This window comes from Mameliella sp. MMSF_3455, from assembly GCF_030733205.1.
In the GTDB taxonomy this organism is placed as follows: Bacteria; Pseudomonadota; Alphaproteobacteria; order Rhodobacterales; family Rhodobacteraceae; genus Antarctobacter.
Window position 1 is genome coordinate 64,097 of record NZ_JASHJL010000026.1, and the last position, 11,177, is coordinate 75,273.

The 11,177-nt window shown below is 63.3% G+C and carries 10 protein-coding genes; 9 read left to right on the plus strand and 1 reads right to left on the minus strand.

The window, feature by feature from the left end:
* Window positions 1-8: 8 nt before the first annotated feature.
* The gene (gene pyrH, locus RBB42_RS18140; protein ID WP_305970869.1) at window positions 9-785 is read left to right on the plus strand and encodes a UMP kinase; all 777 of its coding nucleotides are present in this window, start codon (window positions 9-11) and stop codon (window positions 783-785) included.
* A gap of 82 nt (window positions 786-867) precedes the next feature.
* On the opposite strand, the gene RBB42_RS18145 is transcribed toward pyrH, so the two are convergent.
* Window positions 868-1,824: a GlxA family transcriptional regulator gene (locus RBB42_RS18145; RefSeq protein ID WP_305970870.1), complete on the minus strand. Its 957-nt coding sequence runs from the start codon at window positions 1,822-1,824 to the stop codon at window positions 868-870.
* 181 nt (window positions 1,825-2,005) lie between these two features.
* On the opposite strand from RBB42_RS18145, the gene RBB42_RS18150 reads away from it, so the two are divergent.
* From RBB42_RS18150 to RBB42_RS18185, 8 genes are all read left to right on the plus strand, one after another.
* Entirely contained in the window at window positions 2,006-2,794 is a 789-nt protein-coding gene (locus RBB42_RS18150; RefSeq protein WP_305970871.1) for a class II aldolase/adducin family protein, read from the plus strand.
* A gap of 120 nt (window positions 2,795-2,914) precedes the next feature.
* Entirely contained in the window at window positions 2,915-3,478 is a 564-nt protein-coding gene (gene frr / locus RBB42_RS18155; RefSeq protein ID WP_305970872.1) for a ribosome recycling factor, read from the plus strand.
* Between the two features lie 334 nt (window positions 3,479-3,812).
* Complete coding sequence (uppS, locus tag RBB42_RS18160) at window positions 3,813-4,538, plus strand: undecaprenyl pyrophosphate synthase (protein WP_305970873.1); 726 nt, start codon at window positions 3,813-3,815, stop codon at window positions 4,536-4,538.
* A complete protein-coding gene (locus RBB42_RS18165) occupies window positions 4,535-5,320 on the plus strand; it encodes a phosphatidate cytidylyltransferase (RefSeq protein WP_305970874.1) in 786 nt (261 codons plus the stop codon). The genes uppS and RBB42_RS18165 overlap by 4 nt, the downstream gene beginning before the upstream one ends.
* Window positions 5,317-6,510: a 1-deoxy-D-xylulose-5-phosphate reductoisomerase gene (gene dxr / locus RBB42_RS18170; protein ID WP_305970875.1), complete on the plus strand. Its 1,194-nt coding sequence runs from the start codon at window positions 5,317-5,319 to the stop codon at window positions 6,508-6,510. The genes RBB42_RS18165 and dxr overlap by 4 nt, the downstream gene beginning before the upstream one ends.
* Before the next feature lie 35 nt (window positions 6,511-6,545).
* Window positions 6,546-7,886 (plus strand): RIP metalloprotease RseP, encoded by a 1,341-nt coding sequence (gene rseP / locus RBB42_RS18175; RefSeq protein ID WP_305970876.1) that lies wholly within the window; start codon window positions 6,546-6,548, stop codon window positions 7,884-7,886.
* A 333-nt stretch (window positions 7,887-8,219) separates the two neighbouring features.
* Window positions 8,220-10,610 (plus strand): outer membrane protein assembly factor BamA, encoded by a 2,391-nt coding sequence (gene bamA / locus RBB42_RS18180; RefSeq protein ID WP_371931762.1) that lies wholly within the window; start codon window positions 8,220-8,222, stop codon window positions 10,608-10,610.
* A gap of 7 nt (window positions 10,611-10,617) precedes the next feature.
* Window positions 10,618-11,177: OmpH/Skp family outer membrane protein (locus tag RBB42_RS18185; RefSeq protein WP_306043393.1), on the plus strand; the 560-nt coding region annotated here is incomplete at its 3' end.

Genomic DNA, 11,177 nt, shown 5'->3' on the forward strand with positions numbered 1-11,177 from the left:
AGCGCAACATGACCGAAGCCGGCACCCCGCAAACAACTTTCAAACGCGTGATGCTCAAGATTTCGGGGGAGGCACTCATGGGAGACCAGGGCTTTGGCCTGCACCCGCCGACCGTTCAGCGCATCGCCAAGGAAGTGCAGGCGGTCCAGGAACTGGGGGTCGAGATCTGCATGGTCATCGGGGGCGGCAACATCTTTCGCGGGCTGGCGGGCAGCGCGCAGGGGATGGAACGGACGACCGCCGACTACATGGGGATGCTGGCTACGGTAATGAACGCCCTTGCGATGCAATCCGCGCTGGAGGGACTTGGCGTCTTCACCCGGGTCATCAGCGCGATCCGCATGGACGAAGTGGCCGAGCCCTACATCCGCCGCCGCGCCGTGCGCCACCTGGAAAAAAAGCGGGTCTGCATCTTTGCCGCCGGCACCGGCAATCCCTATTTCACAACCGACACCGCCGCCGCGCTGCGGGCCAATGAAATGGCTTGCGAGGCGATTGTCATGGGCAAGAACGGCACCGACGGCGTCTATGACATGGACCCGCGGCAACATCCCGAGGCCAAGCGCTATGACGAGGTGACCTTTGACGAGGTGCTGTCGAAGAACCTCAAGGTCATGGATGCCTCGGCGATCGCGCTTGCGCGGGACAACAACATGCCGATCATCGTCTTTTCGCTGGACGAGCCGGGCGGCTTCCGCGGCATTCTGGCCGGGCAGGGGACCTGCACCCGGGTTGTCGAGAAACCCTCGGCCCGACCGGACATCCCCGGCCCGTCGCCGGCCTGAGGCGTTCGCCGATTTTCAATGGCGCGCCCCTTGCGATTGTCCACGCTTGGACCGCGAGGGGGGGGAATGCCAGATCAATGAGTTACAGGGACGTTTCTTTGCCCTTTGTCAATGAAACACGGTCCTGACGCTGCTTGCGCGGAGGGGCGCCGAAGCGAGCGTGATAACTGCGGGTGAAGGCCGAGGGCGATGCGAATCCGGTGGCCTGCGCTATGTCCAGAACCGATCTTTCGGTCTCTGCCACCAACTGGGCGGCGCGGTCCAGTCTGAGGCCCAGGTAGACCTGCGCCGGTGTCTGGTTCAGCCCCTTGCGGCAGCGCAGGCGTAGTTGTTTGGGGCTGAGCCCCAATTCCGCCGCGACCCGTTCCAGAGGAATCGGGTGTTCGATCCGGGCGGCCATGACGGCCATCATCCGTTCCAGCAGCGGATCGGCGCTGACCGCCAGTTTCTGACATTCTCCGGCATCGCGAATCCGCCCGTGCGCCAGCGCATCGGCGGTCTTCGCAGCCAGCGCCGGGCCGTGAACCCGCGCGATCCAGGCCAGGATCGCATCGCCCGTGGCCACGCCGCCCGCCGTGGTCAGGCGCTGGCGGTCAAAGGCGTAGAGATTTTCCGAGAGGACGATATCTGGAAATTCCTCGAGCACGGCGGGCACGGCTTCGTGGTGCAGCACCGCCTCGCGCCCGTCGAGAAAGCCGAGCTTGGCCAGGATCATGCCGCCAGTGTCGAGCCCGCCCAGCGTCGCCCCCGAGGAATCGGCGCGGTGCAGGAAGGCCCGCAGCCCCATCGGCAGGTTGCGCAGCGGGTCGTAACCGGCGCAGAGCAGAACGAGATCGAAGCCCTGCGCGCGGAACCAGTCCGGCTTGTCGCCCGCGATTTCTGTCCCGTCGGAAGCGGCGACAGGGGCGCCGCTGACCGTCCGCGTCTGCCAGGTAAACAGATCTTGCCCGGCGCATTTGTTGGCGACGCGCAGCACCTCGCGCGCAAAGACAAAGGCGAGCATCTGGAAGCCGGGGAAGAGGATCAGGCAGACATGCATGGGGGAAACAGAGCTGGGGCCATTGTTGCGGTTCTGGCACGGGGGATCTTAACGGCGCGTTGCCGTGGGTCTCAGCCTAACATCATCGCGGGCAATTTCCGCACGAAAAACGTCACTTCGTGACCGATACATGCCGGCAAAGGGTGGCAGCCTGCCGTCAACACAGACCAGGAGACCCGCCGTGAACATCCAGAACCCGACCCCGACCGGAATGCGCCCGGCCAATTGCTCGGACGCGGAATGGGAAGCCCGCCAGGAGCTGGCGGCGATCTATCACGCGCTGGTGAAATACCGGCTGACCGATGTCACCAACCAGTGGCACGCCATGCGGGTGCCCGGCGAAGACGCGCTGCTGACCCATCACTATGGCTGGATGCACGAAGAGGTCACCGCATCGAACCTCATCAAGGTCGGGTTCGACCGGGTGAACCACACCCCCGAAAACGGCGAACCCAACCCCTCGGCCACCGAGATCGGCAAACTTTTCTTCGAGGCCGACCCGACGATGAATTGCATCATGCATATTCATACCAAGGCGGTCATGGGGGTCAGCGCGCAGGCCGAGGGGGTCGGTCCCTACAGCCAGGCCTACCTGATGATCGGCGGCGAAGACGTGATCGGCTATACCGACTACGAGTTCGAATGCACCGATGACTTCCTGACCGAACTGTTGAAGGCGGGTAGGGACAAGAAGATGATCGTCGAAGCCTGGCACGGGGCCTTTGTCTTTGGCCGCGACGCGGGCGAGGCGTTTTTCCGCAGCTTCTACCTGGACCAGGCCTGTGCCGTGCAACTGGAGGTCCAGAAATCGGCGGCGGGCGGCGCGACGATCCGCACCATCCCCGAGGCCGAGCAGGAGCGCCACCTGTCTGACATGGCCGCCAGCGAGTGGTACGGCTATGAAGGCGCTCTGGAATGGGCCGCGATCCGGCGGCGGCTGGACTCCGAAAGCCCCGCCTACCTGCGGTGAATTCCCCGGTGTGGGCGTCGGGCCCGCGCCGCCCTCTCTGGTCAAGGCCGATTGATCTGCGTTAAAGGTCAGGCTAACCAGTGTTTCCCGAGCACAGATGCATCAACGAGGGGCCTCCGAATGTCCGAAGACTTCGAACTCGATACCGACGATCTTATGCGCCGCATGGACGGCGCCATGTCCAACCTGCGCACGGAATTCGCCTCGTTGCGGACCGGGCGCGCCTCGGCGTCGATGCTGGAGCCGGTGCAGGTCGAGGCCTATGGCCAGATGACCCCGATCAACCAGGTTGGCACCGTCAACGTCCCCGAGCCGCGCATGGTGACGATCAACGTCTGGGACAAGGGCCTTGTGGGCAAGGTGGAAAAGGCGATCCGCGAGTCGGGCCTTGGCATCAACCCGCAGCTGAACGGCACCATCATCATGCTGCCGATCCCCGAACTGAACGAGGAACGCCGCAAGGAACTGGGCAAGGTGGCCGGCCAGTATGCCGAACATGCCCGCGTCGCGATCCGCAACATCCGTCGCGACGGCATGGAGCAGATCAAGAAGGCCAAGGCCGACGGCATGTCCGAGGACGACCAGAAGCTCTGGGAGACCGAGGTGCAGGATCTGACCGATACCTACATCAAGAAGGTCGACGAGGCGCTGGAGACCAAGCAAGAAGAAATCATGCAGGTTTAACACCTTATCGCGCGCTGCGAGTCGAAACCTTCCATAAAGGTTTCGGGCGGTCCCGGGGCCTTTCCCGGAAAAGTGCCGCACTTCGCAAGCGTGCGACTTAGGTCGACCAAGCCTCCCGGCGGTGCTAGGTTCCGCCGGGGCTGATCGGGTCCTCAGGCTTGCAGAGAACCACCCTGAACCCCGGCATTGCCTCGCCTGTGGCCATACCTTGCCACAGTGGCGCCTTTCCCATCGCGCAAAACTGGACTACTCAACCGTGGATGTCTTTGCGTTGGATCGACCGACGGTATGATCTATGAGTGATACCGCGCATTTCGCTTTGGAAGGGAATTTGATGGCCAGACCGATGCTGGAGACCCTCGGCCCGAAACATGTGGCCATCATCATGGATGGCAATGGCCGCTGGGCGACGATGCGGGGCCGTCCACGGCTGTTCGGGCATCATGCCGGCGCCCGTCGCGTCCGAGAAGTGGTCGAGGCTTGCCCGGATTACGGCGTGAAGTACCTGACAATCTTCGCCTTTTCGACGGAGAACTGGAAGCGCACCCAGGTCGAGGTGGCCGGCCTGATGAGCCTGTTCCGTCGCTACATCATGAAAGAGATGCAGGCCTTCGTGAAGGAAAACGTCCGCGTCCGGTTCATCGGGGACAGGCCGCGGCTGGACGACAAACTGCGTGCTCTGATGGACGAGGCCGAGGATTTCACCAAGCATTGCACCGGCGTCAACCTGACCATCGCGCTGAATTATGGCGGACGGGATGAGGTAGCGCGCGCTGCGAAGCGCCTTGCGATGGATGTCCGGGACGGCAAGCTGGACCCGGAGGAAATCGATGTCGAGACTCTGCCGCGTTACCTGGACACCCATGTGCTGCCCGACCCCGACTTGGTGATACGCACCAGCGGAGAGGCGCGGATCTCGAACTTCCTGCTCTGGCAGTCGGCCTATGCCGAATATGAATTCATCGATACCCTGTGGCCGGATTTCACCCCCGAGGAACTGGGTCGCCTTTGCGCCGCCTTCGGCGGGCGCGACCGGCGTTTCGGTGCCGTGAAGGTATGAGCAAGCCACGTTGGGAGGACCTTGCCCCGCGGCTGATCTCGGCCGCGGCGATGATAGTCATCGGGGTCGCCGCTGTCTGGCTGGGCGGGATCTGGTTTCACCTGCTGATCGCGGTCATCTGTGGTGGCATGGTATGGGAACTAGTGCACCTGTGTGATCGCGGGCGGGTCCGCAGCCGGAACATTCTGGCCGCCGCCGCCTTTTTGGTTGCGCTTGTCGCCATCGAATTGCCGCCGGCCTTTGCGCTGCCCCTGCTGATGCTGCCCTCGATGCTGGGCTTTTCGCGTATGAAACATGGCGGGGTGACCTACGCGGTCTTTACCGCGCTGATCCTGCTGGCTGGCTACGCCATGATGGATCTGCGCGATGAATTCGGCCTGATCTGGATGCTCTGGCTGATGGTGGTCGTGGTGGTGACGGACGTGGCGGGCTATTTCGCGGGCCGCACCTTTGGCGGACCCAAGTTCTGGCCGCGCGTCAGCCCGTCCAAGACCTGGTCGGGCACGGTTGCGGGCTGGATCGGTGCGGCTGTTGTCGGGTTGGTCTTTGCCGGCCTGACCCAGGACGGCCTGGGTCTTGTAGGTGTCTCCATCGCGGTCAGCATGGCCTCGCAGATCGGAGACATCGCCGAAAGCGCGATCAAACGGCGTGCGGGCGTCAAGGACAGCTCGAACCTCCTGCCGGGGCACGGCGGGCTGATGGACCGGTTCGACGGGATGCTGGGCGCGGCGGTCTTCATCGTGATCGCGGGGCAGGTCACTGGGTTTCCGGGGGCAGTATGACCGGGGGTGGCAGGCGCAGGGTTTCCATCTTTGGCGCGACCGGGTCGATCGGGCAGAACACCATCGACCTGATCGCGCGTGACAGGGACGATTTCGAGGTCGTGACGCTGACCGGCGGGGCCAATGTCGCGCAACTGTCGCGCGACGCCCGAATGCTGGGGGCCCAGGTCGCTGTCACCGCGCACGAGGACCGGCTGGAGGATCTGCGCGCTGCACTTGCAGGATCCGGCGTCGAGGCGGCGGCGGGACGCTCTGCCCTGGTCGAGGCCGCGACACGGCCCGCCGACTGGGTCATGTCCGCCATCGTCGGCGCCGCCGGGCTGGAGCCGGGATTGCGGGCGCTGGAACAAGGCGCAACGCTGGCGCTGGCCAACAAGGAAAGCATGGTCTGCGCCGGTCCCTTGATGCTGCGCACGGCGCAGGAGAACGCGGCGCAGCTGTTGCCGGTGGACAGCGAACATTCCGCCGTCTTTCAGGCCCTGATCGGAGAGGACCTGGAGGCTGTCGAACGGGTGATCATCACCGCCTCGGGCGGCGCCTTTCGGGACTGGCCGCTGGAGGATCTGGCGCGCGCGACGCCGGAACAGGCGGCGACCCATCCCAACTGGACGATGGGACAACGGATCACCATCGACAGTGCGTCGATGTTCAACAAGGCGCTGGAATTGATTGAAACGCGCGAGTTTTTCGGGCTTGAACCTGAAAAGATCGAAGCCGTCGTTCACCCGGAATCCATGATCCATGCGCTGGTCGGCTTCAACGACGGGGCGCTGATGGCCCATGTCGGACCGCCGGACATGCGCCATGCCATCGGCTTTGCGCTGAATCACCCTAAGCGCAAGGCGCTGCCGGTGGAGCGGCTGGACCTGGTGAAGTTGGGCCAGCTGACCTTCCGTGCCCCGTGCGAGACGCGCTGGCCGGCGCTTCGGCTGGCGCGTGAGGTGATGCAGGCCGGGGGCCTCATGGGCGCGGTCTTTAACGCGGCCAAGGAAACGGCGCTGGACGGGTTCATCGCGGGACGTATTCCCTTCACCCGCATGGCGGGCGTTGTCGAAGAGGTGCTCACCCGGCTTTCGTCCCAGGCGGGACACAATGCTGCCGGTATTACTCTTGATAAGGTCAGCGAAGCGGACCATCTCGCACGGGCAGAGGCCGTTGCGATCATGCAAGACCAAATCCGGCAAAACTAACCCTGGCAAAACTAGACATTGAGTGGAGTGGCAGTTTGGACCTGACGACCCTGATCCCGCAATTTGGCGGCGCGCTTTGGACCGTGATCTTTTTCGTGGTCGCGCTTTCGGTGATCATCGCGGTGCATGAATACGGCCATTTCATCGTCGGCAAGAAGACCGGGATTTTCCCCGAGGTCTTCAGCCTCGGCTTTGGTCCGGTGCTCTGGTCGCGCGTCGATCGTGACGGCACCAAGTGGCAACTGGCGGCGATTCCCTTTGGCGGCTACGTCAAGTTCCGGGGGGATGCCAATGCGTCGGGCGGTGTCGACGCCGATGCGATCGAGGGACTGGACGAGGCCGAGATGCGCAGCACCATGTCCGGGGCGCCGCTCTGGGCGCGGTCTGCCACGGTTGCCGCCGGTCCGATCTTCAACTTCGTCCTGTCCATTGCAATCTTTGCCGGTGTGCTGATGTTCCGGGGCGAGGTCATGGAACCCTTGACCGTTGGCGAGTTGCGCCCGCTGCCCGCTCAGCAGGAGTTGGAACCCGGAGACACGATCCTTGCCATCGAGGGCGCGCCGCTGCCCGATGCCGCGGATGGCACGATGAGCGCCTATTTCGACGCGTTGCCACATCAGCAGCAACTGGATTACACCGTGCGCCGCGACGGGCGCGAGATGACCGTCACCGGTCCCTATACTTATCCGCCGCTGGCCACGCAGATCGCGCCGCGGTCTGCCGCCAGCGATGCGGGCCTCAGGGCAGGGGACGTGATCACCGAGGTCGACGGTACGCCGATCCATGCCTTTGCCGAGTTGAAGGAACGGGTCGAGGGCTCTGAAGGGGCGACCCTGCAACTGACGGTCTGGCGGGATGGCGAGATCCTGAACAAGGAAATGACCCCGCGCCGGGTGGATGAACCGCAGCCTGACGGCGGCTTTCAAACCTTTTACCGTATCGGAATCGTGGGCGGCGTCGCCTTCGAACCGGCGACAGAGGCCGCCGGATTCGGTAGCGCGGTGACCGGCGGCGTGGCACAGGTGGGCCGGATCATCGAAGGCTCGCTCTCGGGTCTTTGGCACATGGCAACCGGCGCAATCAGCACCTGCAACCTGTCGGGTCCCATCGGAATCGCCGAGACAAGTGGGGACATGGCCAGCCAGGGCACCACGAACTTCATCTGGTTCATCGCCGTGCTCAGCACCGCCGTCGGTCTGTTGAACCTTTTCCCGGTGCCGGTGCTGGATGGTGGCCACCTGGTGTTCTTTGCCTATGAGGCCGTCACGGGGCGTCCGCCAAGCGACCGCGCGCTCAAGGTGCTGATGTCGATCGGCCTGACGCTGGTGCTGGGGCTGATGGTCTTTGCCCTGTCGAACGACCTTTTCTGCCCCTGATGGTGTGGGGCTGACACATTCCCGGCAGGGGGTTGCCCAACTCCTGCCTGAATCATTCGGTAGTGCTGTGTCCGCATACGCAACCGAGGACCGATTCCATGACCGCGATCCAAGCCGGATACAGAAGCATGAGCCTGCTGGTCACCATAAACTGGGACCGCCTGCTGTATATCTGCACCCTCGTCTTCGCCTTGTTTTTCGGGGGCTGGCTGGGGTCTGTCCTGCACTAGTCGCTGACAGGCTACAGTTACTCAAATTCGCGCCCCCGAGCTTTTGACAAGCACCGGCATTCCCGATACTCACGACCTTGGGATGTCAAAGTGGATTGCGAACATGGCGAAAGGCATTTCCGCGCGTAAAGCGCCGGGTCTTGCAAGGGGTTATCAGGTTGCCAACGCAACTCGGGCGGTGTGCCTGAGTTTCGCCGTGGCAATGGGTGCGGGGGTCGCCACGATCCCGCAAGTCGCCTATGCCCAGAGCTACGTCTTCAACTCGGTCAATATCGAGGGCAACCGCCGCGTCGAACCGGGCACGATCCTGTCCTACGCCGGAATCGCACGCGGCCAGCGGGTTTCCGCGGCCGAACTCAACGATGCCTACCAGCGGATCCTCGGCTCCGGTCTGTTCGAGACCGTCGAGATTATCCCTCAGGGATCGCGCCTGACCATCCGCGTTGTCGAATATCCCACGATCAACCGCATCACCTTCGAGGGCAATCGCCGTATCAAGGACGAAGACCTGGCACAGGCGATCCAGTCGCAGTCGCGCCGCGTCTTCAGCCCCCGCGTCGCAGAGGCGGACGCGCTGGCGGTCAGCCGTGCATACGAGGTGCAAGGCCGCCTTGCCGCGCGTGTCACGCCGAAGGTCATCCGCCGCAGCGACAACCGAGTCGATCTGGTGTTCGAAGTCTTCGAGGGCGGTGTCGCCGAGGTCGAGCGCATCGGTTTTGTCGGCAATGGCAAGTTTTCCGACCGTCGCCTGCGCCGCGTGCTCGAAACCAAGCAGGCCGGCCTGCTGCGTGCCGTGATCCGCAAGGATACCTTCATCGAGGATCGCCTGGAATTCGATCAGCAGTTGTTGCGCGACTTCTATGCGTCGCGTGGCTATGTCGACTTCCGCATCACGGGCGTGAACGCGGAACTCAGCCAGGAACGCGACGCCTACTTCGTGACGATCAACGTCGAGGAAGGCCAGCAGTTCCGGGTCGGTGAAGTGACGGTGACTTCCGACCTGTCCGACGTCGATGCCGATCTGTTCCGCAGCAAGGTGCGCATGCGTCAAGGCAAGGTCTATTCGCCTTCCCTGGTCGAGAACGAGATCGCGCGTCTTGAAAAGCTTGCGGTGAACCTTGGCCTCAACTTTGTCCGGGTCGAACCGCGGGTCACGCGCAACGACCGCGATCTGACGCTGGACGTCGATTTCCGCCTCGTGCGTGGCGAGCGTATCTTCATCGAACGCATCGACATCGAGGGCAACACCACCACGCTGGATCGTGTCATCCGTCGCCAGTTCGAGGTGGTCGAGGGTGATCCGTTCAACCCGCGTGCAATTCGCGAAAGCGCCGAACGCATCCGCGCGCTTGGCTTCTTCAACAAGGCCGATGTCGAGGCCCGCGAAGGTTCCAGCCCGCAGCAGGTGGTCGTCGACGTGGACGTCGAGGAAAAACCGACCGGCTCGATCAGCTTCGGTGGCTCCTATTCCACGCAGAACGGCTTTGGTGCGGCGTTCAGCTTCTCCGAACGTAATTTCTTGGGCCGTGGTCAGTCCTTCAGCTTCCGGATCAACACCGCCGCGGATACCCAACAATACGGCCTGCGGTTTGTCGAGCCGGGGCTCTTTGGTCGGGACCTCTCGCTGGGCTTCACCTTTGCCTATACCGAGACCGACAACGACAACGCGGTGTTCGACACGACAACCGGCGTGTTCCAGCCGTTCCTGGAGTTCCCCGTGGCGGAACAGGCGCGCCTGCAGCTGCGCTATTCGCTGGACTATGGCGAAATCAACGGGATCGATTTGGTCAATCCTCCTTCGGACTTGGGGGGTGTGATTCTTGCCGAAGCAAAAGAAGGTGAACGTTTCGACAGCTCGCTGGGTTACACCTACATCTTCGACACCCAGCGCAAGGGGCTTGATCCGAATACCCGCTACCGGTTCGAGTTCGGACAGGATTTTGCCGGACTGGGCGGCGACACGACCTTCGTCAAGACCAGCGCCAAGGCGATCGCACAGACAATGGTCTGGAACGAGGAAGTCACCCTGCGGGCGACGCTGGAAGGTGGGGCGCTGAACTATACCAAGGGCGACAGCCGTGTAACCGACCGTTTCCTGCTGGGACCGGACATCATGCGCGGGTTCAGCTCGGGCGGGATCGGGCCGCGTGAAATCGGTCCGGGCGGGGTCGACGACGCCCTCGGCGGCAACTTCTACGCCGTGGCCCGTTTCGAGGCGGAATTCCCGCTGGGTCTGCCAGAGGAATACGGCATCACCGGTGGTCTCTTCTATGACATCGGCTCGGTCTGGGGGCTTAGTGATGCGACCAAGAACAAGGTCGGCGCAGGCAATACCGTCGTCTCCACAGGTTTTGACGCGCGGCACGTTGTCGGTTTCTCGATCTTCTGGAAAAGCGCGATTGGCCCGCTGCGCCTGAATTTCACCGAGGCGCTGAAGAAGAACAAGTGGGACGAGCCGCAGAACTTCAACCTGACGATCTCGACGCAGTTCTGAGGCGAGCGTGCGTCTGACTGTCCGTCTTGCCGTCCTGCTGCTGGCGCTCTGGGGTGCCGCGGCAGGGGCGCAGGGGCAGGGCAGTCCCTTGCTCTCCGGGGTTCCGCAGGCCCCGGTCCTTGTCATCGACTTTGAGCGGGTCTTTGCCGAAAGCGCCTTTGGTCGTCGTGTGAATGACGAGATCGAACAGCAGGGCCGGGTGATCGCTGCGGAGAACCGCAAGATCGAGGCTGAGCTGATCGAGGAAGAACGCGAACTGACCGACCTGCGTCCGACCCTTGCACCGGAGGAGTTCCGCGCCCTCGCCGATGCCTTTGACGAGAAAGTCCAACGTCTGAGAGACGAACAGGACGCCAAGGCCCGTGCTTTGGGAACCCGCACAGAGGAGGCGCGCCGCCGCTTCCTGACCGTGGCCCAACCGGTTCTGGAGGGATTGCTGCGCGAGGCCGGGGCGATGTTGATCCTCGAACGGCGCACGGTTTTTGTCGCGGCTGATGCCATCGACGTCACCGACCGGGCCATTGCCCTGATCGACGCTCAGATCGGCGATGGAACCCCTGAGGTACC

Excerpts from the sequence above, each read along its gene's own strand:
- pyrH (WP_305970869.1), top strand. The coding sequence starts at position 9 with ATGACCGAAGCCGGCACCCCGCAAACAACTTTCAAACGCGTGATGCTC.
- RBB42_RS18145 (WP_305970870.1), bottom strand. The coding sequence starts at position 1,824 with ATGCATGTCTGCCTGATCCTCTTCCCCGGCTTCCAGATGCTCGCCTTT.
- frr (WP_305970872.1), top strand. The coding sequence starts at position 2,915 with ATGTCCGAAGACTTCGAACTCGATACCGACGATCTTATGCGCCGCATG.
- uppS (WP_305970873.1), top strand. The coding sequence starts at position 3,813 with ATGGCCAGACCGATGCTGGAGACCCTCGGCCCGAAACATGTGGCCATC.
- RBB42_RS18165 (WP_305970874.1), top strand. The coding sequence starts at position 4,535 with ATGAGCAAGCCACGTTGGGAGGACCTTGCCCCGCGGCTGATCTCGGCC.
- dxr (WP_305970875.1), top strand. The coding sequence starts at position 5,317 with ATGACCGGGGGTGGCAGGCGCAGGGTTTCCATCTTTGGCGCGACCGGG.
- bamA (WP_371931762.1), top strand. The coding sequence starts at position 8,220 with ATGGCGAAAGGCATTTCCGCGCGTAAAGCGCCGGGTCTTGCAAGGGGT.